Origin of the sequence: Salinimicrobium tongyeongense (assembly GCF_026109735.1) — a bacterium.
GTDB classification, from domain to species: Bacteria; Bacteroidota; Bacteroidia; order Flavobacteriales; family Flavobacteriaceae; genus Salinimicrobium; species Salinimicrobium tongyeongense.
The window spans coordinates 3,125,505-3,151,464 of record NZ_CP069620.1; the positions used below are offsets into that span (position 1 = coordinate 3,125,505).

22 protein-coding genes and 1 pseudogene are annotated in these 25,960 nt (G+C 43.3%); 10 read left to right on the forward strand and 13 right to left on the reverse strand.

The annotated features are described in order from the left end of the window. Positions 1 to 32: 32 nt before the first annotated feature. Positions 33 to 2,594, reverse strand: a complete 2,562-nt coding sequence (locus tag JRG66_RS13940) for an ATP-dependent Clp protease ATP-binding subunit (protein WP_265163373.1) — start codon at positions 2,592 to 2,594, stop codon at positions 33 to 35. Positions 2,595 to 2,853: 259 nt separating this feature from the next. On the opposite strand from JRG66_RS13940, the gene gyrA reads away from it, so the two are divergent. Then, complete coding sequence (gene gyrA, locus JRG66_RS13945) at positions 2,854 to 5,409, forward strand: DNA gyrase subunit A (RefSeq protein WP_265163374.1); 2,556 nt, start codon at positions 2,854 to 2,856, stop codon at positions 5,407 to 5,409. Positions 5,410 to 5,431: 22 nt separating this feature from the next. Then, a complete protein-coding gene (locus JRG66_RS13950; RefSeq protein WP_265163375.1) occupies positions 5,432 to 6,706 on the forward strand; it encodes a tetratricopeptide repeat protein in 1,275 nt (424 codons plus the stop codon). Positions 6,707 to 6,759: 53 nt separating this feature from the next. On the opposite strand, the gene JRG66_RS13955 is transcribed toward JRG66_RS13950, so the two are convergent. Both JRG66_RS13955 and JRG66_RS13960 read right to left on the reverse strand, forming a co-directional pair. Further along, positions 6,760 to 7,506 carry a C40 family peptidase gene (locus JRG66_RS13955; RefSeq protein ID WP_265163376.1) on the reverse strand — a complete coding sequence of 249 codons (747 nt, stop codon included), beginning with the start codon at positions 7,504 to 7,506 and terminating at the stop codon, positions 6,760 to 6,762. A 25-nt stretch (positions 7,507 to 7,531) separates the two neighbouring features. Continuing rightward, positions 7,532 to 8,713 carry an acetyl-CoA C-acyltransferase gene (locus JRG66_RS13960; RefSeq protein ID WP_265163377.1) on the reverse strand — a complete coding sequence of 394 codons (1,182 nt, stop codon included), beginning with the start codon at positions 8,711 to 8,713 and terminating at the stop codon, positions 7,532 to 7,534. 114 nt (positions 8,714 to 8,827) lie between these two features. On the opposite strand from JRG66_RS13960, the gene JRG66_RS13965 reads away from it, so the two are divergent. Then, the gene (locus JRG66_RS13965) at positions 8,828 to 10,873 is read left to right on the forward strand and encodes an HD family phosphohydrolase (RefSeq protein ID WP_265163378.1); all 2,046 of its coding nucleotides are present in this window, start codon (positions 8,828 to 8,830) and stop codon (positions 10,871 to 10,873) included. 3 nt (positions 10,874 to 10,876) lie between these two features. Here the strand turns inward: JRG66_RS13965 and JRG66_RS13970 are convergent, their stop codons facing one another. After that, positions 10,877 to 11,329: a GreA/GreB family elongation factor gene (locus JRG66_RS13970; protein WP_265163379.1), complete on the reverse strand. Its 453-nt coding sequence runs from the start codon at positions 11,327 to 11,329 to the stop codon at positions 10,877 to 10,879. Positions 11,330 to 11,420: 91 nt separating this feature from the next. After that, the gene (locus JRG66_RS13975; protein ID WP_265163380.1) at positions 11,421 to 11,828 is read right to left on the reverse strand and encodes a glyoxalase; all 408 of its coding nucleotides are present in this window, start codon (positions 11,826 to 11,828) and stop codon (positions 11,421 to 11,423) included. 160 nt (positions 11,829 to 11,988) lie between these two features. Between JRG66_RS13975 and JRG66_RS13980 the strand changes: the two genes are divergently transcribed. Genes JRG66_RS13980 through JRG66_RS13990 form a run of 3 tightly spaced genes read left to right on the forward strand, consistent with a single transcriptional unit; the run spans position 11,989 to position 14,193 of the window. After that, entirely contained in the window at positions 11,989 to 13,341 is a 1,353-nt protein-coding gene (locus JRG66_RS13980) for an NAD-dependent succinate-semialdehyde dehydrogenase (protein ID WP_265163381.1), read from the forward strand. 3 nt (positions 13,342 to 13,344) lie between these two features. Continuing rightward, a complete protein-coding gene (locus JRG66_RS13985; protein WP_265163382.1) occupies positions 13,345 to 13,773 on the forward strand; it encodes an NUDIX domain-containing protein in 429 nt (142 codons plus the stop codon). Between the two features lie 30 nt (positions 13,774 to 13,803). Next, positions 13,804 to 14,193 carry an acyl-CoA thioesterase gene (locus JRG66_RS13990; protein ID WP_265163383.1) on the forward strand — a complete coding sequence of 130 codons (390 nt, stop codon included), beginning with the start codon at positions 13,804 to 13,806 and terminating at the stop codon, positions 14,191 to 14,193. Positions 14,194 to 14,324: 131 nt separating this feature from the next. Here JRG66_RS13990 and JRG66_RS13995 read toward each other — a convergent pair whose 3' ends face one another. Together JRG66_RS13995 and JRG66_RS14000 are read right to left on the reverse strand one after the other, a co-directional pair. Beyond that, entirely contained in the window at positions 14,325 to 15,611 is a 1,287-nt protein-coding gene (locus JRG66_RS13995; protein ID WP_265163384.1) for a mechanosensitive ion channel family protein, read from the reverse strand. A 3-nt stretch (positions 15,612 to 15,614) separates the two neighbouring features. Continuing rightward, on the reverse strand, positions 15,615 to 15,899 hold the full coding sequence (locus JRG66_RS14000) for a DUF3817 domain-containing protein (protein WP_265163385.1): 285 nt from the start codon (positions 15,897 to 15,899) through the stop codon (positions 15,615 to 15,617). A gap of 215 nt (positions 15,900 to 16,114) precedes the next feature. On the opposite strand from JRG66_RS14000, the pseudogene galE reads away from it, so the two are divergent. Beyond that, a pseudogene (galE, locus tag JRG66_RS14005) lies at positions 16,115 to 17,142 on the forward strand (UDP-glucose 4-epimerase GalE). A gap of 139 nt (positions 17,143 to 17,281) precedes the next feature. On the opposite strand, the gene JRG66_RS14010 reads toward galE, so the two are convergent. Next, the gene (locus tag JRG66_RS14010; RefSeq protein ID WP_093112854.1) at positions 17,282 to 17,425 is read right to left on the reverse strand and encodes a YqaE/Pmp3 family membrane protein; all 144 of its coding nucleotides are present in this window, start codon (positions 17,423 to 17,425) and stop codon (positions 17,282 to 17,284) included. A 215-nt stretch (positions 17,426 to 17,640) separates the two neighbouring features. On the opposite strand from JRG66_RS14010, the gene JRG66_RS14015 reads away from it, so the two are divergent. Beyond that, positions 17,641 to 18,753, forward strand: coding sequence for a DEAD/DEAH box helicase (locus JRG66_RS14015; protein ID WP_265163386.1), 1,113 nt, complete (start codon positions 17,641 to 17,643; stop codon positions 18,751 to 18,753). Here JRG66_RS14015 and JRG66_RS14020 read toward each other — a convergent pair whose 3' ends face one another. From JRG66_RS14020 to JRG66_RS14030, 3 genes are all read right to left on the reverse strand, one after another. Continuing rightward, positions 18,754 to 19,629, reverse strand: coding sequence for a cation diffusion facilitator family transporter (locus JRG66_RS14020; protein WP_265163387.1), 876 nt, complete (start codon positions 19,627 to 19,629; stop codon positions 18,754 to 18,756). A gap of 71 nt (positions 19,630 to 19,700) precedes the next feature. Next, positions 19,701 to 20,327: a YqaA family protein gene (locus JRG66_RS14025; RefSeq protein ID WP_265163388.1), complete on the reverse strand. Its 627-nt coding sequence runs from the start codon at positions 20,325 to 20,327 to the stop codon at positions 19,701 to 19,703. Positions 20,328 to 20,401: 74 nt separating this feature from the next. Beyond that, on the reverse strand, positions 20,402 to 20,779 hold the full coding sequence (locus JRG66_RS14030; RefSeq protein WP_265163389.1) for a hypothetical protein: 378 nt from the start codon (positions 20,777 to 20,779) through the stop codon (positions 20,402 to 20,404). A gap of 249 nt (positions 20,780 to 21,028) precedes the next feature. Here JRG66_RS14030 and JRG66_RS14035 point away from each other — a divergent pair, with 249 nt between their 5' ends. Next, positions 21,029 to 21,748, forward strand: a complete 720-nt coding sequence (locus JRG66_RS14035; protein WP_265163390.1) for an SDR family oxidoreductase — start codon at positions 21,029 to 21,031, stop codon at positions 21,746 to 21,748. A 38-nt stretch (positions 21,749 to 21,786) separates the two neighbouring features. Here the strand turns inward: JRG66_RS14035 and JRG66_RS14040 are convergent, their stop codons facing one another. Together JRG66_RS14040 and JRG66_RS14045 are read right to left on the reverse strand one after the other, a co-directional pair. Then, positions 21,787 to 22,695 (reverse strand): alpha/beta fold hydrolase, encoded by a 909-nt coding sequence (locus JRG66_RS14040; RefSeq protein WP_265163391.1) that lies wholly within the window; start codon positions 22,693 to 22,695, stop codon positions 21,787 to 21,789. Between the two features lie 9 nt (positions 22,696 to 22,704). Next, positions 22,705 to 23,382: a type 1 glutamine amidotransferase domain-containing protein gene (locus tag JRG66_RS14045; RefSeq protein WP_265163392.1), complete on the reverse strand. Its 678-nt coding sequence runs from the start codon at positions 23,380 to 23,382 to the stop codon at positions 22,705 to 22,707. Positions 23,383 to 23,582: 200 nt separating this feature from the next. Here JRG66_RS14045 and JRG66_RS14050 point away from each other — a divergent pair, with 200 nt between their 5' ends. Continuing rightward, positions 23,583 to 25,802, forward strand: coding sequence for an FUSC family protein (locus JRG66_RS14050; RefSeq protein ID WP_265163393.1), 2,220 nt, complete (start codon positions 23,583 to 23,585; stop codon positions 25,800 to 25,802). Positions 25,803 to 25,960: the final 158 nt, after the last annotated feature.

Consider the following 25,960-nt stretch of genomic DNA (forward strand, 5'->3'; position numbering starts at 1 on the left):
TCACAGGCTGTTATGGTATTTAAAATCAACTTTTACTTCGAGTCTTCGGAATTCTTTTCCTTTTTGGCCTTTTCAACCTTTATGGTCAATTCCTTCTTCTCTTCGTCGAGATCCATAAATACTTTGTCTCCTTCAGAAATATGGGAAGTGATGATCTCTTCGGCCAGGGCGTCTTCAATATATTTTTGAATGGCCCGGTTCAAAGGTCGCGCTCCATACTGCTTGTCAAAACCTTTTTCAGCAATATAATCTTTGGCTTTTGAACTTAGTTCAAGATCGTAACCCAAAGCTCCAATTCTTCCGAAGAGTTTTTCGAGTTCAATATCTATGATCTTGTGGATGTCTTCCTGCTCAAGTGGATTGAAGATCACCACATCGTCTACACGGTTGAGAAACTCGGGCGCAAAGGCCTTTTTAAGGGCGCTTTCAATAACACTACGGGCATTCTCGTCCATCTGGTTCTTTCTTGCAGAAGTTCCAAATCCAACTCCCTGTCCAAAATCCTTCAGCTTTCTTGCTCCAATATTGGAGGTCATGATGATGATGGTATTCCTGAAGTCGATCTTGCGACCAAGGCTGTCGGTTAAATACCCGTCGTCAAGCACCTGCAAGAGCATGTTAAACACATCGGGGTGGGCTTTTTCCACTTCGTCGAGCAGGATCACTGCGTAAGGTTTTCTACGTACCTTCTCGGTTAACTGTCCGCCTTCTTCGTAACCTACATATCCCGGAGGTGCTCCAATTAATCTGCTCACGGCAAATTTTTCCATGTACTCACTCATGTCGATGCGTATCAAAGCATCTTCATTGTCGAATAACTCGCGGGAAAGGATCTTTGCCAGCTGGGTTTTACCAACCCCGGTTTGCCCGAGGAAGATAAAGGAACCAATAGGCTTGTTTGGATCTTTTAGGCCGGCGCGGTTACGCTGGATGGCTTTCACCACCTTACCAACAGCATCATCCTGCCCAATCACTTTTCCTTTAATAAGTTCCGGTAACTTGTACAGTTTGTTGATCTCGGTTTGTGCTATCCTGTTAACCGGGACGCCGGTCATCATTGATACCACATCGGCAACATTATCTTCGGTTACTGTTTCCCTGTGCAGTTTAGATTCTTCTTCCCAGCGGGCCTGGGCCTGGGCTAGGTCTTTTTCTATATTCTTTTCGTCATCGCGCAGTTTGGCAGCTTCTTCGTATTTCTGCTTTTTAACCACGGTGTTTTTAAGTTCACGTACTTCTTCAAGCTTGCGCTCCAGTTCAAGGATTTGTTTTGGAACGTCAATGTTGGTAATGTGAACCCGGGATCCGGCTTCATCTAACGCATCTATAGCCTTATCTGGCAGAAATCTGTCGGTCATGTACCTGCTTGTCAGTTTCACACAGGCTTCAATGGCTTCATCGGTATAGGTGACATTATGATGTTCCTCGTACTTATCTTTGATATTATTGAGTATTTCAATAGTTTCTTCGATAGAGGTGGGTTCTACGATCACTTTTTGGAAACGGCGTTCTAAAGCACCGTCTTTTTCAATATACTGCCTGTACTCATCGAGCGTAGTAGCGCCAATACATTGAATTTCACCCCTGGCCAGTGCTGGTTTGAACATGTTGCTGGCATCGAGACTACCTGTGGCGCCACCGGCACCTACTATAGTGTGTATCTCATCGATAAAGAGAATGATGTCATCATTCTTCTCAAGTTCGTTCATAACGGCTTTCATCCTTTCCTCAAACTGGCCGCGGTACTTGGTTCCTGCAACTAAACTGGCAAGGTCTAGCGTTACTACGCGTTTGTCAAAAAGGATCCTTGAGACCTTTCTTTTTACAATTCTAAGGGCAAGGCCTTCGGCAATGGCCGATTTTCCTACTCCCGGCTCTCCAATAAGCAGCGGGTTGTTCTTTTTTCTTCGGCTCAAGATCTGGGAAACGCGTTCGATCTCTTTCTCGCGACCTACCACAGGGTCGAGTTTATCAAGTTCTGCAAGCGCCGTGAGATCCCTTCCGAAGTTATCTAGAACCGGCGTCTTGGATTTCTTTGTAGATTTTCCGGGGGTACCGGCAAAAGGATTGCTTTTCCCGGAATCCTCAGAGCCTGCGTCTTCATCTGAAAATGATTCGGCAGTAGGGGAGTCCATATAATCATCGTCATTGGTGATCATGTACTTGAACTGGTCTTTTACCCCGTCATAATCTACTTTTAACTTGTTAAGAAGTTTGGTGGTGGGATCGTTCTCATTCCTCAAAATGCACAGTAGCAGGTGAGCCGTATTAATGGAAGTGCTTTGGAAAAGCTTGGCTTCCAAAAATGTGGTTTTAAGGGCCCTTTCTGCCTGGCGGGTTAAGTGAAGATTTCTCTTCTCGTTAGATTCTACAGCCACATCTGGATTTGCGGGGCTAAGAATCTCTACTTTTCTTCTTAAATGAGTGAGGTCAACATCCAGGGCATTAAGTATATTAATGGCTTTACCATCACCGTCCCTTAGAAGACCCAGCATTAAATGCTCTGTGCCTATAAAGTCATGGCCAAGCCTTAAGGCTTCTTCCTTGCTGTAGGCAATCACATCTTTTACTCTTGGTGAAAAATTATCATCCATGTTAATTCCTTTCTCTCTTGATTATGTTTATACGGGTTTCAAAAACCGTACCCGATTCTATAAAGTTTGTTTTTATGAAGTAAAGCTAATTGACGAATTTGGATCATTAAAACAAAGCAGAATGTAATGAACTTATTAACCAAGCACAACTAAAAATTTGTTAATAAAATACAAGAAAACCTCAATGAATAGTGCGCCCGGGTGGGGTAAAATGCGTAAATTGGCACGTTAGATTTTTGAACCAAAATAACAGATATTTATGGCTGAAGGAGAAAAGTTAATTCCTATCAATATTGAAGATGAAATGAAGTCGGCCTACATTGATTATTCAATGTCGGTCATTGTGTCACGTGCCCTGCCAGACGTTCGTGACGGTTTGAAACCGGTGCACCGCCGGGTATTATATGGAATGTATGAACTGGGAGTACTATCCAACAGGGCTCACAAGAAATCTGCAAGAATTGTTGGGGAAGTTCTAGGTAAGTTTCACCCGCACGGGGATTCTTCTGTGTATGACACTATGGTGCGCATGGCGCAGGAGTGGAGTTTGCGTTACATGCTTGTAGACGGGCAGGGGAACTTTGGTTCAATTGATGGAGACAGCCCTGCAGCAATGCGTTATACCGAAGCAAGGATGCGCAAAATAAGTGAAGATATGCTGGCCGATATCGACAAGGAAACGGTAGATATGCAGCTCAATTTTGATGATACTATCCATGAGCCTTCAGTTTTGCCTACCCGAATTCCTAACCTTCTTGTAAACGGCGCCAGCGGTATTGCGGTAGGTATGGCTACAAACATGCCCCCTCACAATCTTTCAGAAGTGGTTGATGGTATTGTAGCCTATATAGAAAACAACGACATTGAGGTAGATGAACTCATTGAACATGTAAAAGCCCCCGATTTTCCTACCGGCGGTACTATTTACGGCTATGATGGGGTGCGGGAAGCTTTTAAAACCGGTCGTGGAAGGATTGTAATAAGAGCCAAGGCCCATACCGAAGAAGTGGCAGGGAAAGAAGCTATAGTAGTTACTGAAATCCCATACCAGGTCAATAAAGCGGAAATGATCAAGAAAACCGCTGAGCTTGTCAATGAAAAGAAAATAGAGGGTATTTCTCTCATCAGAGATGAATCTGACCGAAATGGTATGCGCATCGTTTATATTCTGAAAAGAGATGCGATCCCAAACATTGTACTCAATTTACTGTATAAGCACACAGCGCTTCAAAGTTCTTTTAGTGTCAATAACATTGCGTTGGTGAACGGCCGTCCTCAAATGCTGAATTTGAGAGATATGATCTACCATTTTGTAGAGCACCGTCATGAAGTTGTGGTGCGCCGTACAGAGTATGAGCTGAGAAAAGCTGAAGAGCGGGCACATATCCTTGAAGGTTTAATTATTGCTTCAGATAATATTGACGAGGTAATTGCCTTAATTAGGGCTTCGAGCAATGCTGATGAAGCCCGTAGCAAGTTAATTGAGCGTTTCGAACTTACCGAGATCCAGGCTAAGGCGATAGTCGAGATGCGCTTAAGACAGCTTACTGGTCTTGAGCAGGACAAACTTCGTGCAGAGTACGAGGAGATCATGAAGACCATTGAAGACCTTAAAGATATTCTTGCCCGTAAGGAGCGTAGAATGGAGGTGATCAAAGAAGAGATGCTCGAAGTGAAGGAAAAATATGGAGATGAGCGGCGATCAAGCATAGAGTATGCCGGAGGTGACCTGAGCATGGAAGACATGATCCCCGATGAGCAGGTGGTGATCACCATTTCACACGCAGGGTATATTAAAAGGACTTCGCTTACCGAATACAAAACCCAGAACAGGGGTGGAGTTGGCCAGAAAGGTTCTACCACGAGAAATGAAGACTTCCTCGAGAACCTGTTTATTGGAACCAACCACCAGTACATGTTGTTCTTTACTGAAAAAGGCAAGTGCTTCTGGATGAGGGTTTTCGAGATTCCTGAAGGAAGTAAAACTTCAAAAGGAAGAGCAATTCAGAATTTGATCAACCTGGAGCCGGATGATAAGCTTAAAGCTTTTATTTGTACTAAAGACCTGAAGGACGAAGAGTATATCAACAGTCATTATGTAATGATGGCTACCAAGAAGGGACAGGTGAAAAAGACTTCCCTTGAACAATACTCAAGGCCAAGAACCAACGGTATTAATGCAATTACCATTCGTGAGGGTGATGAGTTACTTGAAGCGAGATTAACTACAGGAGAAAGTCAAGTGATGCTGGCCTTGAGAAGCGGAAAAGCAATAAGGTTCGACGAAAGCAAGACGAGGCCAATGGGTAGAAATGCTTCCGGGGTAAGGGGTATTACTCTGGCCGATGACACCGATGAGGTAGTAGGCATGATCACCATTGAGAACCCAATGGAAGAAACAGTACTTGTAGTTTCGGAAAACGGGTACGGAAAAAGGACCTATATAGATGACCCCGAAGATGGGGAGCCAATCTACAGAATCACCAACCGTGGTGGTAAAGGTGTAAAAACCATTTCTATTACGGCTAAAACAGGTAACCTGGTTGCCATTAAGAACGTAACAGACCTTGATGACCTTATGATCATTAATAAGTCGGGGCTTGCTATTAGAACTTCTGTGTCTAATTTAAGGGTCATGGGGCGTGCAACCCAGGGAGTTAGACTTATCAATTTAAGAAATAATGACTCTATTGCGGCAGTGGCTAAAGTGATTAATGAAGAGGAGGATGTTGAAGACGTAGCCGGTGACGCAACCCCCGAAATTACTGATCAAAATCAGGATGGCACAACTATTGCAAACGATAGTGAGGAATAATTTTAAATCAAAACCAAAAAAGATGAAAACCAGAATTTTAACGGCAGCACTCGCTATGTTTACTGTCGTATCATTTGCCCAAAAGAAGGAAATTAGACGAGCCGGTAAAGCGGTTGAAAAAGGAGAATATCAGGAAGCTAAGAATTACCTTCAGCAGGCAGAAGCACAGTTAGCTAGCGCTGACGAAGATGAAAAAGCTGATTTCTACCTTTACAGAGGATATGCGCTGGTAGGTAACGGACAAAATGTACCTACGGCCGACCTTATGGCAGCTTCAGAAGCTATGAAAAAAGCTAAAGAACTTGGTCATGGCGAGGCAGAACAGGGAATGGCTGCAGTAAGTAATGCATTGGTAAATGCAGCTATTGAAGACCAAAACGCTCAGAACTTTTCAGAAGCTTCCAAAAAACTGGAAGCAAGCTATAGAATGAGCAACCGGGATACGGTATACCTTTATTATGCGGCTTCAAACGCTGTAAATGCAAAAGACTATGACCAGGCCTTAAAGTATTATGAGGAGCTTCAGGACATTGGTTTTACAGGAGAAGAAACTATTTATACCGCTGTAAATAAGGAAACCGGCGAAGAAGAGAGAATGGCTTCTAAAGAGCAAAGGGACCTTTTCGTGAAATCTGGTAACTACATCAATCCTCAGGATAAAAAAGAAGAGTCTAAAGAAGGAGAGATTGCCAAGAACATCGCGCTTATCTATATTGAAAAAGGCGATAATGACAAGGCTGTTGCAGCCATGGAAAAAGCCAAACAGGCAAATCCTAATGATGCAGGCCTTATGCAGGCAGAAGCAGACATGTACTACAGAATGGGGGATATGGCAAAATACAGGGAAATCCTGGAAGAAGTAGTAAGCCAAAATCCAAATGATGCCACTTTGTATTATAACATGGGGGTTAGTTCAGCAGAACTAGGAGAAAATGACCGTGCCGTAGAGTACTACAACAAAGCTCTTGAAATTGATCCTAGCATGCACAATGCAAGAATCAATATAGCATTTGTGATCCTTTCTAAAGAAGCTCCCCTGGTAGAAGAGATGAACAGCCTTGGTATGAGCAAAGCCGATCAAAAGAAGTATGATGAATTGGCTAAAGAACGTCAGCAGATATACAGAGATGCCCTTCCGCACCTGGAAAAAGTTCTTGATAAAGACGCTGATAATATCGAAGCTGCCAGAACAATGATGAATATCTACTATCAGTTAAACGAGACTGAAAAGGCAGAAGAAATGAAAGCTAAGATCGCAGAACTTGAAGTTAATGCAGCTGCTGCTCCAAAACAATAATCAGGAGTCTTAACATATAAAAAAAGCCCGTTCATTTTTTGAACGGGCTTTTTTTATATGATCTTTTTGATCACTCTCAGCTTATGCGTGTGCCGGCGAAGTTCGGCATTGTATATCCCCGAGTGGTCTATACGATCAAGCCGCACTTTTCCGTCTACGTGTATAATGTAGTTGTCTCTCATCATAATGCCAACATGGTTAATAGATCCGTCGGGACTGTCAAAAAATGCCAGGTCTCCGGGTTCGCTTTCTTCAATAAAACTAAGTGATTCTCCCTGTTGGGCCTGCTGGGCAGCATTTCTGGCAAGCTTATAGCCATTCAGTTTGTAGACCATTTGGGTGAAACCACTGGCATCTATACCCATAGGGCTTTTTCCACCCCACATAAATGGCGTATTGAGGTACAAAAAGGCCGTTTCTATAAGCCTTTCTTTTGGTTGAGCATTGATGGTCACTGCACCCGAATGTTCGTGTTTTAAAAGGCCAGCGGCGTTGAGTACAGATCCAATAGGAATTGGAATAAGTTGTCCTTCGCTCGTGACAAACTCCATCAGGTCTGCTGAAAGCTGAAGTTCTTCTGCTTTTAACCGGTCATATTCCGCCTGAGAGATTTTTAGCAGTTGTTTGTTGTCGATCCAGGCTTCAAGGTCTTCAAAAGAAGTGCGAATTCTTGACCATTTTCCTCTTTCTTCCAGAACCTTAAAGGTTTCCCCGTAAAGCAGCTGACTAACCATTTCGGCGGTGTGCGCAGGTTCTGCTCTTAGCGGAACCGTGCCTAAAATACAAATGGCATATTGCATTAAAAAAGATGCTTTCTAACCTGAATTATTGTGGACGTTCAATAACAATAGCCGAAGCACCACCGCCACCATTACAAATGGCTGCAGCACCTATTTTTGCGTTGTTTTGTTCCAGTACGCTTAATAGGGTGATGATAATTCTTACCCCCGAACAACCAAGAGGATGACCTAAAGAAACGGCACCTCCATTCACATTGGTGTTTTTATCGGTAAGGCCTAAAATTTTCATGTTGGCCAGGCCAACCACCGAAAATGCTTCATTGAATTCAAAAAAGTCAACTTCTTCCTGAGAAATTTTGGCCTTTTTGAGGGCTTTAGGGAGTGCTATGGCCGGAGCGGTAGTAAATTTCTCCGGGTCCTGGGCAGCATCTGCAAATCCTTTAATGCTCGCCAGAACTTTTAATCCCAGTTCTTCAGCCTTTTCACGGCTCATAAGCACCACTGCACCCGCACCATCGTTGATAGTAGACGCATTGGCAGCTGTTACCGTACCCTCTTTAGAAAAAGCCGGGCGTAAAGAAGCCAGCTTGTCCATTTTTACATTTTTGTATTCTTCATCCTCTTTTACTATAACAGGCTCTCCCTTTCGCTGGGGCACTTCTACAGGAACAACTTCATTATCAAATTTTCCTTCTTTCCAGGCTTTTGCAGATCTTTCGTAGGACTGTGCCGCAAATTTATCCTGGTCTTCTCTTGTAAACTCGTGTTCAATGGCACAATTATCGGCACAAACGCCCATGGCAAGTTGATTATACGCATCCATGAGTCCGTCTTTCTGTAGTCCGTCAATCATCGTGGCAGGTCCAAATTTCTGCCCGTTTCTTAGGTGAAGGTAGTGAGGTATCATGCTCATGTTCTCCATTCCGCCCGCAACTATAATGTCGGCATCCCCCAGGGCTATAGATTGGGCTCCCTGCATCACTGCTTTCATCCCGCTCGCGCAAACTTTATTTACGGTGGTGCATGGAACAGAGTAAGGAATACCGGCACCCAAAGCCGCCTGTCTTGCAGGAGCCTGGCCTAAACCTGCCTGCACCACATTTCCCATAAGTACCTCGTCTACCATTTCAGGTTTGAGATTGATCTTCTCAAGAGCTCCTTTTATTGCTGTTGATCCCAGTTTGGTCGCGGGTATGGTGGATAAGCTGCCCAAAAAACTTCCTATGGGAGTTCTGGCTGCGCTTACTATGACTACTTCCTTATTCATGGTTTAGAGGATTAAGATTTTACTTTTTGCGAATTTAATCATTTTATAAGGAAGAAACCAACGGGTTCTCCACAGCCAGCTTTTTTTAGTACTTTTGATAAGAGATAGCCCGGCATGAAATCATTTATAAACAGTCTTTATAAAAATCAGGACCTTTTTTACAAAGTTTTTCTATTTCTCCTTACCACCTTTATCATTGTGTATATGTTTCCGAAGGGTGGTAAGTTTAAATACGAAATCCCCAAAGGGAAACCATGGCAGTATGAGAACCTGTACGCGCCTTTCGATTTTGCCATTTTAAAGACCCCGGAAGAACTCGCTGCCGAAAAGGAGGAGATCAACAAGACCCATATCCCATATTATGATTATAATGCTGAAGTAGTCTCGCAGGTAGAAGCAAGCCTGGAAGAGCAGTTTGTGCGCATCTTCCCCGACACGCTTACCCGAAGGGAAAACATGCGGCTTCAGGATTTTATACAGAATACTTTTGAAGAGATCTACGATGCCGGGGTGTTGCAGGAGATCGTGCCTCTTAGCCCAGATCAGTTAATTTACCTGCGCGAAGGCAACGAAGTTACCGAGGTGACCTATAAAAGCATAATAAAGCAGAACCAGCTAAGGGATTTTCTCAACCGGAAAATTGACCAGGCACAGCTTCAAAATTACCGGGAGGAGTTGATAGGTCTTTTCTTTGATAGCGTGAGACCCAATGTCACTTATAACGAAGCACTTACCCAGAGCGATCTCGAAAGCAGGTACAACCAGATTTCCTATACCCGCGGAAATGTTGAACGGGGTACCATAATTGTTGCCAAAGGAGAAGTCGTGGAAGGGGATAAGCTGCAGGTGCTCAATTCCCTTAAAGCTGAATATGAATCACAGGTGTGGAGCGAAGCCAACTACAACTGGGTAATTGTAGGCTATACTTTGCTCGTTTTTCTGGCCTTGCTTATGCTGATGTTATTTATTCGGAAATACCGCTATGATATCTTTCAAAATAACATAAAAGTCACCTTCATTTTCTTCAATGTGACGCTCATGGTGCTGCTCACCGTGCTGGTAATACGTTTTAATGTGGCTTACGTATACGTGGTGCCTTTATGTGTGCTGCCTCTTACCATTAAAGGGTTTTTTGATTCCCGGCTGGGGCTTTTCACTCACGTGATCACCGTTCTGCTACTCGGCTTTATTGTGCCCGACAGCTATGAATATATGTTCCTTCAAATTATCGCAGGGATAGTAACCATTCTCACGGTTTCAGAACTTTACAAAAGAGCTAACCTCTTTATTACCGTAGGGCAAATTACCCTGGTGTATATTGTTTCTTACTTTGCCTTTACCATAATTCAGGAAGGTGCTATTTACGAGGTAGAACCCGAAACTTTTCTCATGTTCCTGCTTGGTGGTTTGGCAACCCTTTTTGTGCAGCCGTTGATCTATGCCTATGAAAAGATTTTCGGGTTGATCTCAGATATGTCACTGCTCGAATTGTCAGATACCAATTCCAAACTGCTGAAAGAACTTTCAGATAAAGCGCCGGGAACCTTTCACCACTCCCTCAACGTGGCCAATCTCGCCGAGGCCGCGGCAAATGAAATTAATGCCAATGCCATGCTGGCAAGGGTAGGTGCCCTGTATCACGACATTGGAAAGATGCGTAACCCTACCTACTTTACCGAAAACCAGACTACCTCTGTAAATTCCCACGACGAACTTTCTCCAAAAGAAAGTGCCGAAATTATTATCGAACATGTCATCAACGGGATAGAAATCGCCAAGAAAAGAAATCTGCCCGACAGGGTGATAGATTTTATTCGTACCCATCATGGTACCACCACGGTCTATTACTTTTTGAAGAAAGCCATGGAGAATGACCAGCAGGTCAATGAAGACGATTACCGGTACCCCGGGCCTATGCCTTTTAGCAAAGAAACCGCGATTCTCATGATGTGCGACAGTGTTGAGGCTGCTAGCAGAAGTATTAAAGAACCTACTGCCAAAATGATCGATGAGTTCGTGGAAAGGATCATCAACAAACAAATGGAAGACGGGCAGTTCCTCAATTCAAATATTACATTTATGGAAATTCAGCAGGTGAAAAAGGTGCTTAAGCGCAAGCTAAAGAACATCTACCACCTCAGGATAGAATATCCCGAGTAGGTATTACCACACTTTCACAATACTTACTTCCCCGTCTCGAAACTTAAACGAATCGCCGGCCTTTTTGCCCTCCATTTCCTTGTAGATGGGAGAATCTGTTGAAATAGCGTAAACTTTGCTCCCGCTTTGCATGTCTAGTTCTCCAAGAGGTACAGAAACAAAATAGTAGCCATTTTCTGTTTCTACCACACTTCCGGGGCGCACAACTTCGCTGCGGTGATCGGTATCCAGGTTGGCCAGGGTTTCTTTCATGTTGCGCACCCGGTCAAGATAAGCGGCATTCTTTTCATATTCGGTCAGCATTTCGCCCTTGTTTCCGTATTCGTCAAAATCGGGGTGGAATTTATGCTGCTCGTTCTGGCCGCTAATGGTATTCATTTTCTCATTATACTGGTCAATTTTAGCATTGACCTGGTCAAGACATTTATTGAATAATTCTTCTTTGTTAATGCTCATTTTTTCTCGTTTTGCTTAAAATTAGCCAACGCAGTATTCAAAAAAGAACAATTAGCAAAAGTTTAATAATTAGGTTTTCTTCGGAAAACCTCTATACGGCCGATAGTTTATCAAGCAGCTGGATGTTGCTCTGCAACCTGTTTTTCACCAGATCCATCATACATTTGTTAAGGGCTGAAGAGTTTGTGATGTAATAGCTGTATTCCTTTAGGGTGAACTGCCCAATGATCATTCCCTTCAGGCTGTTTCGGAATTTCATATCCTTTTGAACGGCATTTTCAATGTAAGCCATCCTTTTTTCAATACTCATGTCGTAGAACACGTTTTTGTGTTTCTGCACGTAATTCCTGAAAGCTTCCAGCAGCAGGTCGTTTTGCAGTAAGATCACCGGGCGCAGAGTGAGGTTTTGAAATTGCTCATCGGGAAGCGTAGAGGCCTGTACCACGGCAGATTCTATTTGAGGCCTTAGTTGGAGGAGAAGTTCATCGCGGTCTTTCATAGCTGTGGTTTTATTTAAAGATAGCGAAAGTATGTGGCGATTTTCATTTGTCCCTCTGCGACTTATACACCTGTTGTGAACAATCTGCACTTCAGTTAAAATCTTTTAAATAATTTCATTCGGCGGGAGGTTCTTTATACCTTTAAAAAAAGCCATTTTTATGATCCTTTCAAAAAATCCGTATAACGGGGAAACCCTTCAAGAACATAAAGAATCAACTTCAGAAGATATTGACAAAGCGCTTGAAAAAGCCACGGCAGCCTTCAAAGAGTGGAAAACCACCTCTTTTTCTTTCCGCTCAAAGCTTATGCTGAAGGCTTCCGAAGAATTAAAGAAAAACAGGCAGGAATATGCTGAAGTAATTACCAGGGAAATGGGAAAACCCATTAAACAGGCTATTGCTGAAGTAGAAAAGTGCGCCTGGGTGTGTGAATATTATGCTGAAAATGCCGAAAAACAACTAGCTCCTGAAAGCATAGAAACCGATGCCGAAAAAAGCTACATCAATTACGCACCCCTGGGTGTGGTCATGGCAATCATGCCATGGAATTACCCTTTTTGGCAGGTATTCAGGTTTGCGGCGCCAGCTTTAATGGCCGGAAATGTTGGGGTGCTTAAACACGCCAGCAACGTGATGATGTGCGGGAAGAATATCGAAAAAGTGTTTATAAGGGCCGGCTTTCCTGAAGCTTGTTTTCAAAACCTCACTATTGGCAGTAAAAAAGTGGAGGAGGTGGTGAAAGATAAAAGGATAAAAGCCGTTACGCTTACGGGTAGTGAAGGCGCCGGGGGCAGTGTGGCGGCAACAGCGGGGAAGGAGATCAAAAAATCGGTGCTGGAACTGGGTGGGAGCAATGCCCTGGTGGTCTTTGATGACGCCAATTTGGAGGAAACGGTCAAAACCTGTGTCCAGGCGCGCTTTCAGAATACCGGGCAGAGCTGTATAGCCGGGAAACGACTTTTACTACACCAAAGTATTGCTGAAGAATTCACCGAAATGTTTTTGGAGAAGGTTAAAGCCTTAAAAGCGGGAGACCCTCTTGATGAAGACACGTTTATAGGCGTGCAGGCAAGGGAAGACCTTGCAAAAGACCTGGAGAAACAGGTTGATGATTCGGTAGAAATGGGGGCAAAGATCCTCACGGGCGGGGTGCGAAAAAAGGCATTTTACGCACCTACTGTTTTAAAAGACGTGACCGCAAAAATGCCGGTTTTTAAAGAAGAAACATTTGGCCCTGCCATTGGGATCACCACTTTTAAATCTGATGAAGAAGCTGTAGACCTTATAAATGCTACCAGATTTGGGCTGGGAGTCTCTCTTTTTACCGAAAATCATCAAAAAGCTGAACAGCTTATCCCTCAAATTGAAGATGGGGCGGTGTTTGTCAATGAGCTGGTAAAAAGTGATCCGCGTTTGCCTTTTGGAGGCACCAAGAAATCGGGTTATGGCAGGGAATTGTCGAAATTCGGTATCAGGGAGTTTGTGAATATTCAAACGGTCTATTTCAAATAAAATATGGCGAGACAAAACATATCGGTAACTACAGATTGTGTGATATTTTTCAGCAATAACGGGCGGCCAAAAGTGCTGCTGGTAAAGCGGAAAAAAGATCCTTTTAAAGACCAGTGGGCCCTTCCGGGAGGTTTCCTTGAAGATGAAGAACCGCTGGAAGATGGCGCAAAAAGAGAGCTGGAAGAAGAGACAGGTTTAAAAGTGGGCAGGCTGAAACAGCTTCAGGCGTTTGGAACACCCGGAAGGGATCCCAGGGGCAGGACCATCAGCATCACTTTTTGGGGCGAAGTGACTTCCGAAGAAAAAGTAGAGGGAAACGATGATGCCGCCGATGCCCGCTGGTTTCTCTTAAGTGATTTGCCAGAACTGGCTTTTGACCATTCCGAAATTCTGCAGGCTGCGCGCGAGGCTTTTCTGGGGCAAAATGATTAACTTTACGCTTCTTTTAAAATTGATTCCCCTATGAGATTTCATACCCGAAAATGGATTAAACCCCAGGACCTTAACCCCAACGGCACACTGTTTGGCGGCCGCTTGCTAGAATGGATAGATGAAGAAGCTGCGCTTTATGCCATTATTCAGCTTGAAAATTCCCGCACTGTTACAAAATTCATGAGTGAGATCGACTTCAAAAGTTCTGCCAGGGAAGGTGATATTATTGAAATAGGCATGGATGTGGTGAAGTTTGGAAATGCTTCCATAACCCTTCGCTCGGAAGTACGTAATAAAATGACCCGGGAAGTAATCATTACCATAGACCGGATTGTGATGGTTTCTCTTGATGAGAACGGAAAGGCAAAACCGCACGGCAAGACAAAGATTGAATACGTGAAAGACAGGTTGAAAGATTAGTTAACCCGATTCACAAAAACATAAAAACAGCACAAGCTCAGTATTTTCAACTGAATGAGTGCTGTTTTTTTGCTTTTTTGAGACCCTTACAGGTTCTTGTTCCTGGCAGAATACTTCGGAAAAAAAACTAATTATTTGGAACCCGGCTGAAGCGGTTTCAGTGCCTTGAGAATATCGTCACCCGAAGGAGATTCGAATAGCTGCAAATCAAAATACGGAATGGCAGCTATGAGATGATCAAAAATATCGGCGGTAATAGCTTCGTAGAACTCCCATCTCTTGTCTTCGCTAAAACAGTAAATCTCTACCGGAATTCCCTGGGTGGTGGGAGGGAGGTGCCGCACCATCATGGTCATTTCCTTGTGGATCTTTGGGTGGGCTTTTAGGTAGGAGAGGGCATACTGCCTGAAAACCCCCAGGTTTGTTTGATGCCGCCCGTTGATGAGGTGTTTTTTATTGACCCCCATCTTTTTATTAAATTCATTGATCTCTTCCTGCCGTTCTTTAATATAAGGCGCAATTAGGTCAAATTCCTGAAATTTCTCGAGATCTTCATCGTTGATGAACCTTATGGAATTCTGTTTTATATTCAGCGAACGCTTGATGCGCCTGCCGGGAGATTCCTGCATTCCGCGCCAGTTGTGGAAAGAATCTGAAATCAGGTTGTAGGTAGGGATCGTGGTATAGGTGTTGTCCCAGTTTTGTACCCTTACCGTGGCGAGGTTGATTTCGGTCACAAAACCATCTGCCCCGTATTTGCTGAATGTTATCCAGTCGCCAATGCGAACAATGTCGTTCACTGAAACCTGGATAGAAGCTATAAATCCAAGGATGGTGTCTTTAAAAATGAACAGGATGATCGCTGAAGCCGCACCTAAAGAAATGAGGAAACCTACAACAGATTTTCCGGTGAGTTCAGAAAAAACAAAGATGATCCCGATGGACCAGAAAAATATGATGAGGATCTGAGCGTAACTTTCTATGGGCTTGTCGTGGTAACGCTCGTGCCGCTTCATGTAATTGGTGGTGGTGCGAACAAGGCTGCGGCCAATAAGAACGGTAAGGAAAATGATATAAATATCTACCAGGTTCTCAAATACCAAAAGCAGCTGGGGGTAGTCTTCAAATACTACGGGAACCGTGAGGATGAGCAACAAAAGCGGAAAAACATTGCTTATGTACCTTGGGAAATTGCTCTTTACAAGGTAATCGTCAAAAGTAGTGACGGTTTTATTGGTAAATCTCTGGAAGGAAGTTAGTACCAGCTTCTTGGTGATGTAATGCATCACATACCAAAGAATACCTACAATGGCAATATTGATAAGCATGTTAAGGAAATGAGCTACACCTGCATCCATTCCCTGTTCAATAAAATAATTCGCTAGGAAATTACCCAGTTCCCTTGTTTGTTCCTTCATTTTCTAGAGATATTTCTTCTCTACATAGAAAGGGCCCAGGGGCAAAACAGAACTAAGGCAGACAATAAGCAGGGTCTTCACTTTCCATTGTAGCGGCCTGAAGAGTAGTAAGGCTCCAAAAATGTAAGCCACAAATAATAAACCGTGAGCCATTCCTACAATACGCACCATTTCGGGCGCTTCCCAAATGTACTTTAATGGCATGGCGATAAGTAGCAGTACCAAAAATGATACCCCCTCAAAAATGCTAATCCATTTAAAGATTTTTACCTGTGATTCTAACGACATAGCTGTGTTTTTTTAAAGCTGCAAATATAATCCAAAAGCTCTTAAAACCAGGCTGGAAATCTACAATTTCTTTAAATGCTTCGTCTTGCGGAAGCTCTTACTGACTGAATTTTAATTATATAATAAAGTGTAGGTGATGACGGAACATTTCCCGACTGGTAGCCTTAATTATAGTGGTTAATTTCTTAATTTGCGGGATACTCAGAAATAGCAAAATGAATAAAAAAATACTGGTCACCGGGGGATTGGGTTTTATTGGATCTCACACGGTGGTAGCACTTCAGGAAAGGGGTTTTGATGTAGTAATAATTGATAATCTCTCAAACTCTTCCATCGAGGTTCTGGGGGGATTACCAGGATCACCCGAATTTCTCCGGAATTTGAAAATCTTGATCTAAGGGACAAACAATCAGTTAATAATTTCTTTGAAAAATACCAGGATATAGACGGGGTTATACATTTCGCTGCCTCCAAGGCAGTGGGTGAAAGCGTTCAGAATCCGTTGCTCTACTATGAGAACAATCTCAACAGCCTTATCTACCTGTTGCAGCAACTAAAGGAAAAAGAGGCGCCAAAGTTCATTTTTAGTTCTTCCTGTACTGTTTACGGGCAGGCAGATGAGCTGCCAATTACCGAGAATGCCCCGGTCAAAAAAGCCGAGTCCCCATACGGAAATACAAAACAGATTGGGGAAGAGATCATTTTTGACACCTGTAGCGCAGTGCCTCACCTTAGAGCGATTTCCCTGCGATATTTTAATCCAATAGGAGCGCACCATTCAGCAAATATTGGAGAACTTCCAATAGGTACGCCGCAAAACCTGGTGCCTTACATTACACAAACGGCAGCAGGAAAAAGAGAGCAGCTTTCAATATTTGGTAAAGATTATCCCACTCCCGATGGTACCTGCATTCGTGATTATATCCATGTGATGGATCTTGCCAGGGCTCATGTGATCGCCCTGGAGCGGCTTTTAGATAACGAGCAGGAAAGTAACTACGAGGTTTTTAACCTGGGTACTGGAAAAGGGAATTCGGTTTTGGAAGCTGTCAATGCTTTTGAAAAAGTTTCAGGAAAGAAACTGCCTTATGTTTTTACAGATAGAAGGGAAGGGGATATTACCGCAGCATACGCCGATACCACCAAAGCTAATGAAGTGCTCAAATGGAAAGCAGAGTACGATATAGAAGATGCTATGGAAAGCGCTTGGAAATGGCAGCAGAAGCTTGAAGAAAATAGCTGAGAAAAAAGTAAACTGTCTAAAATATAAGCTTAAAGGCTAATTCAAACTTGTGGATACTTTCCCGATGAAAGTTGTAGAACCCAATCTCTCACATTGGGCTCCTAAGGGATTTACATTTTAGACAGTTTTATCTCTTCATTTAGTTTACAATAAATGCGTGAATCACTCCGGGTAACCAACCTATTAAAGTAAGGATTATGCTTATCAAAAGAGTTGTCCCTACTCCATGGTTCAAATACACGGCTAATGGAGGTAAAAGGATATTCAAAATGATTGTCAGCATGATTCTTTTTTTATTGGTTATACAACCAAATTAATAATAATTTATTAAAAATTATCTGCATGTTTTTGGTTTAGCTTCAATTTAACATGCAGATAATTAATCTCTTAAGAGCTGTATAAAATCCTGAAACCGCGTGCGGCTTTCCTTTTCCCCATTTCCCTGTTATCTGAAATAATTCCTTCGGAAAAGTCTATCTTCGCACAAAATTTAAGGCAATGACATTTAAGGAGCTGGGAGTATCAGAAGACATTTTAAAAGGATTGAACGAGATGGGAATTGTAAACCCCACCAAGATCCAGGAAGCTGCAATTCCTGTATTAACTGAAGGTGAGGTAGACTTTGTGGGGCAGGCACAGACAGGTACCGGGAAAACAGCAGCCTTTGGTTTGCCAATTCTCGCACAGATAGATCCTTCCAAAAATGAAATTCAGGCCTTGATCCTTGCCCCAACCCGTGAGCTGGGACAGCAAATTGCCCGACAACTTTTCAAATTCACCAAATACACCGAAAAAGTTTTTACTGAAGCTGTATACGGGGGCGAGAAAATTGATATTCAAATTTCCCGTCTCAACCGGCCTACGCACATTGTTGTGGCTACTCCCGGAAGATTGATCGACCTCATGAAGCGAAAGGCCATTGATATCCGGAAGGTTAAAACCCTTGTGCTCGATGAAGCTGATGAAATGCTGAGCATGGGCTTTAAAAAAGATCTTACCGAAATTCTTGAAGCCACCTATTCAAAAGAAAGAAATGTGTGGCTGTTCTCGGCTACAATTCCGCAGGATCTCAATGAGATCATTAACAGGTATGTAAAAAAGAATGCCCGTAAAGTGTCTATTGACAGGCAGGATGCTGTAAATACGGGGATAGATCACCAGTTTGTTTCGGGTGACGATAACAGTAAGCTTGATACTCTCGCATATTTTTTGAAGAGCCAGGGAAAAAAACGTGGCATTATCTTTACAAAGACCAAATCGGCCGCCCGTACGCTTTCCAAACAACTGGCCGCCAAGAATTACGAGGTAGGGCTGCTCGAAGGTGATATGCTCCAAAAAGACCGCGATAAGGTAATGAGAGCTTTTAAAGGAAAGAACCTGAGGCTGCTCGTTTCTACCGATGTAGCTGCCCGAGGTATTGATGTGGCCAACCTCGCTTTTGTAGTACACTATCAACTGCCCGATCAAACCGAATACTACACGCACCGCAGTGGCCGTACGGCAAGGGCTGGTAATAAAGGTTTGTCACTGGCTCTTGTGAACCAGTATGAGCTTAAGAAACTTCGCCAGATGGAAAGGGAATTGAATATTAAATTTACCCAGATCCGTTAGTTAAATCAGGTCACAGCTTTCTTTGTCAAGTTCGGTTTCTATGGTGTAGTGGTCAAAATGATATTCCTTGAGCACATTTTTCACCTGCCGTTTCACATCCAGTAACTGCTCGAATTTATTGATGTCTTCCAATTTTATGTGGGTGGTAAACACATGGTCTGTACCCTCAAGGGACCATACATGCATGTGGTGCAGGGAAGAGATATGAGGAATGGCCTGTAGTTTTTTCTCAATTTCATTCAGGTTGATGTCTTTTGGCACCCCCTGTAAAAAGATGAACAGGGTTTCCTTGAGCCGTTTAAAAACATTGTACAGGATAAAGAGAGTGATAAGCAGCGATAGGGCAGGGTCAAGGTAGGGGGTGTCGTAAAAATGAAGTACAATAGCCACAATTAACACGGCTACCCAACCCAGTACATCTTCTATTAGGTGCCAGGAAACTACTTTCTCATTCATGGAAGCACCTTTAGAAAGTTTCCAGGCTGCAATACCGTTTACCGCAACCCCAACAATGGCAAAAATGAGCATTCCGCCGGCGTCAGAGTATTCAGGAGTGATGAGTCGGCTAACAGCTTCAGAAATAACATAAACAGATCCTCCTATTAAAACCAGGCTGTTGATAAGTGCCCCCAGCAGCGAAAACCGCTTATATCCAAAACTGAATTTGTCATTCCTGCCCTGTCTCGACTTGTTCTGTAGGTACCAGGAGCTGCCAAGGGAAATGGTGTCCCCAAGATCGTGCACAGCATCCGAAATTATGGCCACACTGTTTACATAAAAACCTCCTATGAGTTCAAAAACAGTAAAGGCAGCATTGAGAAAAAAAGCAAATTTTAGATTCTTACTTGATCCATGGTGGTGGTGGTCGTGACCCATAAAAAAATCCCGTTTTTGTCTTCCAAAAATACGGGATTTTAAAAGGATTTCAGAGCTGTAGCTCCTATATTTTAGACGATCTTGAAGATCACCAGCGCATAGCCGTAAAACCTGATGAATCTTAACAGGCCAAACATGAGGTAATACCTGAATTTGTAATTGATGATTCCTGCCGCCACACTGGTAATAGAAAACGGAATGGGTAAAAGAGCTCCAACCACTATGAGGAATCCTCCCCACTTTTCGGTATTCTTGATGTGTTTTGCCATTTTGCTCTCCATAGCCTCATGCACCGCAGGGATCTTAGTGATCGCTTTCCCCATCCAGTAAGAAATAATTCCACCTAAATAAGAGGCCAGTGCCAGCAGGCTGAGGTAAGTTACCGGCATGGCCGATTTTCCTGCCCAGGCAATAAAAAGCTCGGGGGGTACCAGCCCCAGGAAAATAGATTCCGAAGCCAGGAATACTGCAAGTATCCCTGCCGCAGAATAGGTTTCGGTAACGGTGACCAGAATACTGTTAATATTGATGACATACTCGTTGATGGCAAACAAAGCACCAAGAAAAAGTATGACCGGCAAAATGGCCTTTTTGAGACTTTTGCCTACAAATTTGTAAAATCCTGTGTAATTATAATATTGGTGAAGTAATTTCCAGCGTGGTTTTTTATTCAAGACAACCTCATTTTTCTTTTTCATATTCAATTTCTTCATTAAATAGCTCTGCAATGATAATCTTTTCAATTATTGAGCCAATCCAACAAAATAAAAGGTTAATTCTCTTCAGCGTAGGCAATCAGGCTGTTACTGTATTCACGCAGTTCAAGTGCGTTGACCTTATTCTTGGCTTCTGCCATAAGAGATAGCAGGTAATCAAGACTTTCGGCAGGTTCAAAATTTTCACTTTCTGCAGTTTCTTCCTCAAAACCTTCAACAGGTTCGTCTTCAGGAATTGGAATATCAAAGGTGTTATAAGTTTCAATGTGCTCATAAGTAAGCCTTATCACCTTGGCCAGTAGCGGACTTTTCTCCTCAACAGCATACGGCCGCAACTCCTTTAAATCTTCAACTATAGTATTAGTAATAATACCATTGCGCATAAGGTCGCGCTGTATTTTATTCAGAAGTTTTTGTGCCTTAGGATTTTCCAACGATTAGAGTATTTTATGAATGATTAAACTAAACTTCCCCAAAAGCCGTAATTTTTGGTCTCTTCGAGAAAGGTGGCAAAGATAATTGATTCTGTGTGTAATTTGTGTTAGTAATTTTAAAGATTTTTCTATTAGAAGTTAAAATTTATCAACCATGCTTTCTTCGGAAGAATTAACGAAGTCTTAAAAGGCTCAAAACCCCATTTACACTACATATTTTGTAGTTTTAGGCTGAAAAAATTAAGTACCATGAAGAATTTAGAAAATAAAGTGGCTTTCGTTACGGGCGGAAGCAAAGGAATTGGATATGGCATTGCTGCTGCTCTGTCATCCATGGGAGTGAGAGTGGGAATTACCAGCCGTCACAAAGATGAAGCCGAATCGGCCGCAAAAGAGATTACCAAAAACGGAAAAGCTGAAGTAATTGGCATAGAAGCCGATGTGCGCAGTTTTGAAAGTCAGCAGGCAGCCATTAAACAGGTGACCGACAAATGGGGGCAGCTGGACGTGGTAGTTGCCAATGCCGGCGTGGGGCATTTTGGCTCTATTGAAGACCTTACCCCCGAGCAATGGCAGCAAACAATCGATACAAACCTTACGGGAGTATTCTACAGCCTTAAGGCATCAATACCCGAGCTCAAGAAAAGCAAGGGGTATATCTTTACCATTTCAAGCCTGGCAGGAACAAATTTCTTTGCCGGGGGGTCTGCCTACAATGCGAGCAAATTTGGGGTGACCGGATTCACTCAGGCGGCAATGCTCGACCTTAGAAATTACGATATTAAAGTAACTACCATTATGCCAGGTTCTGTAGCTACTTATTTCAATGACCACAACCCGGGTGATGAAGATGCCTGGAAAATTCAGAAAGAAGATATAGGCGAGCTGGTGGTAGATCTTTTGAAGATGAATCAGAGAGCCTTACCAAGTAAAATAGAAATACGGCCTACAAAACCGCCTCAAAAATAACGGGAATACACAAATCCAGGGGTTTCAAAAAAGGAGGTTTAAACCTCCTTTTTTACTGTCTTAAGGTGAACCGATTTTGCCAGGTCTACCACTTTATCGGCTATTCCCAGCCAGGCTTCTTCCTGTAGAAAGTGTCGCGACCTTAAAGTGTGTATCTCTTTCAATCCCGCTGCTTTTTTTATTTCCTCCCCGTAAGTTTCCAGTTGCAAAGCAGGGTCTTTAGCGCCCCAAATGGCCTGCACCGGATAATCTTTGGACTGCACGGCCTTGTAACACAAATTTCTAAATTCTTCGGAAAGATCAAAATTTCTCATGATCTTTAAAAATGCCTTTCCATTGTCCTGCCTCTTCAAAAGGTCAACATAAGCGTTCATTTCCGAAGTAGAGATGCGTGAAGAATTCACCACGCCCATTTGTTTGAACATGACGGGCCAGGTGATGTGGCTCATCATTTTAAGCTCTGCTTCTCCCAAAACCCGTTTTTCAAACGGTCTCATAACCACCGGCTTCTTGAAATTCACCACATCTACCCAGGTGTTAAGAATGGTGAGCGACATGATGCGGTTGGCATGTCTTGCAGCAAGTGCAAAACCCACAGGCCCACCCACATCGTGAACCACCAGGTGAAACTTTTTAAGTTTAAGGGCTTTTGCAGCTTTGTAAAGGAAATCGGCCAGGTTGGAAAAGGAATAGTCAAAATTTTCAGGACGCTCTGTAAGGCCCAGGCCGGGCATATCTATACTCACTCCTTTGTAGCCTTTCTTTTCGAGAGACCTTAGCAGCTTCCGGTATAAAAAAGAAGAAGTAGGAACGCCGTGAAGGCAAAGCACCGGCTCACCCCGGCCGTATTTTAATGCAAAGGTTTTAATTCCGTCTACATCAAAATACCTTCCGGAAGCTTCATGCTCTTTGATTACTTCAGAAACAGATTTTTCCTTTTGAGCCATAGGCCGCTATTATTTTTGAAGCATGTTCAGCAGTTCGCGGGCTGCTTTTTCCGAAGAAGCAGGGTTTTGTCCGGTGATGAGTTTTCCATCTACCAGCACATAAGAACTCCAGTCGTCACCTTTGCTGTAATTGGCTCCCAGCTGGTTCATTTTATCTTCTACCAAAAATGGCACTACATTGGTAAGGCCAACTGCATCTTCTTCAGAATTTGCAAAACCTGTAACATTTTTGCCCCTTACAAGAGGTTCTTTATGATCTTCAACATTTGCAAGCACTCCGGGGGCGTGGCAAACAAAAGCCATAGGTTTCATTTGCTCGTTAAAAGCCTCGATAAGGGCAATAGATTTAAGGTCGTTTGCCAGGTCCCATAGTGGGCCGTGGCCCCCGGGATAGAATACCGCGTCAAAATCTTTGGCATCTACATCTTCGAGCTTTTTTGTGAGCGAGAGCTTTTTTTGCAGCTCTTCATCTTTATCAAACCGCTTTGTTGCCTCGGTTTGGGCATCTTCGGTAGTACTTGAAGGATCAATGGGAGGCTGGCCTCCTTTAGGGGAAGCAAGGGTAATTTCTGCACCGGCATCTGCAAGTACATAATAAGGTGCGGCAAATTCTTCTACCCAAAATCCGGTTTTCTTTCCTGTGTCTCCCAGCTTATCGTGAGAGGTCAAGACCATTAAAATCTTCATAGTTGTTTTTTTAAAATTATAGTTTGGAAAGGCCTGCTTTTTCGGCCTTTTTGATGGATCTTAAAATTACAACGCCCATGCGCTAAAGCCAAAGCTGAGATACTAATTAAAGGTTAAATTCTCTGGCAATACTTCATTTTCTTCGATTTTGCTGCTCCTGCAATGCTAAAGCATGTAATTTTGCAGAAACTTCGCTTCTTTTGAATCTTTACAGGCAACTGCAGTCTTTTTACAATCTTTTAAAAACAGGCGAATTCTCTAAAGGAATTCGGTTTGCCGTGGCGGCTGTGGTTCCTTTACTGGTCAGCTCACAATTGGGGGAAATTAAAATTGGGATTGCGATGGCAGTTGGGGTTTTGCTCACTTCTCCCAGTGATGTTCCGGGAAGCTTGAGGCGCAGGGTGATTGGGGTATCGTTCTCTATAGCCATTGCCGTGGGCGCAACCATGCTCACGGGGCTTTCACTTGCGTACCCGGTCTTGTTTATTTTGGTGCTGGTGCTGCAAATCTTTCACTACTCCATGATCTCGGTCTTTGGGTTTAGAGCATCTTTGATTGCCTTTTCGGGCTTATTTGCCGTGGTGCTGAGCATGACACAGGTTACTGCGGAAGGAAATATTTTTTTACACGCATTTTGGATTGGAATGGGTGGGGTTTGGTACCTTTTGTTTTCTCTTTTGTTCCATTACTTAACGCAAAGGCGGGAAACAGACCAGCTTCTTAGGGAAGTTTTTGAACTTACCGCTCAATACCTGGAAAAACGGTCCCATCTCATGGACCTGAAAGAGGAGAAGCGCGAAAGTCTCGAAAAAGAGCTTTTTGCACTTCAGACTTCTATTAATGAGAAACATGAGATTATTCGAGAACTTGTCATTACCCGAAGAAAGAATTTCGGAAGGTCGGGCATGGTGAGAAAAAGGCTGCTCATCTTCATGGAGCTCGTTGATATTTTAGAACTGGGAATGGCACATCCGGTCAATTTTTCCCGAATGAAGGAGCTGTTTGCAGCTCATGAAGACAAGATCAGGCTCATTCAGGACTGGAGCCTTGTAATGGCCGGCCAATTGCGGATGCTGGGACAGAGTCAGCAAAATCAAATGCTCCACCCCAAAGAAGGTGACCTGCTTGCTAAAAGGCGCAATGCCTGGAAGGCTTATAAGGAACTTGAGGCTTCAGAAAAAGCTTCCATAGATGGTGAGGCGCTGCTTGTTTATCGCAATTTTCTGAATTTTAAGGAAAAGCAGCATCAAAAATTGCTTTCCATCACAAGGATGATGAAAGAATGGAAAGGAGATGAAAAGCTGAAGCTGGTAAGGAAAGATGCTGCAAAGTTCCTTACCACGCCCGATTATAATTTCAAAACCCTGCAGGATAATTTCGATTTTAAATCTCCAATTTTTCGCCATTCTTTGCGCTTAACCGTGGTCATGGCCCTGGGCTACATCATAGGAGAAATTTTTGCGGTGCAAAATGCCTACTGGATCTTGTTGACCACTCTCGTGATCATGAGGCCGGGATATGCCCTTACCCGCGAACGCTTTAAACACAGGCTTTACGGTACCCTTATTGGCGGGGCAGTAGCGATTTCCCTGGTCTTTGTTATAAGAAATCAAACCGTGTACGGAATTTTGGCTGTAATAAGCCTGGTGCTGGCGCACTCCATGATACAGCGCAATTATAAAACTGCTGCGGCTTTTATTACCCTTAACGTGGTATTCGTCTACAGCCTTTTGCGGCCCAATGTACTGGAGGTCATAGAATACAGGGTGCTTGACACGGTTGTGGGGGCCGGGCTGGCGTTTTTTGGAGCTAAGTTTTTATGGCCTACCTGGGAGTATACGCTTATCCGGAATTTTATACGTGAAAGCATAAAAGCAAACCTGCAGTTTCTCAAAGAAGTAGAAGCTTTTTATAACCATAAATCTGCTTTACCGGCTACATACCGGCTCGCCAGGAAAAAAGCTTTTTTGGCGATGGGAGATTTGAATGCTGCTTTTCAACGTATGGCGCAGGAGCCAAAGACCGATAAAAAGCAGCTGGAAGAAACTTTCAGGATCGTATCGTTGAATCAGGAATTTCTTTCGGCTGCGGTTTCTCTCGGCACCTTTATCAGGTCTCATCCCACTACAGAGGCTTCAGCGCATTTTCAGAACTATGTATCGGCCATCAAGGTTAATTTAGAAGCTTCAGTAAAAAATGAAACCAAGCCCAAAGAAGATCTTTCCGAAGAGATTGGCAGGGCAGCGGTATTCTATGAAAACCTTTACCAGGAGCTGCTCGACCTTGAGAGGGATAACCGTTATGAACAACAAGGTGTAAGGGAGAAATTGCAGGAGGTCCAGATTCTTACCGACAGGCTTAAATGGCTGCTGGAGGTAAGCGAAGGGCTGCATAAAATGATGACCACTTCCCAAAAATAAAGCCACCCTTGCGAGGTGGCCTAAAAACATGTAAGGATGTGATATAAAAGACAGGTTTATTTTTTGGTTTGCTGTCTTTCAGATTTTTGAGTAGACTTCTCGTTCTTCTTAGTCTGTTTCTCATTCTGCTTTTTTTGATCTTGTGGCATGGTCTTAAG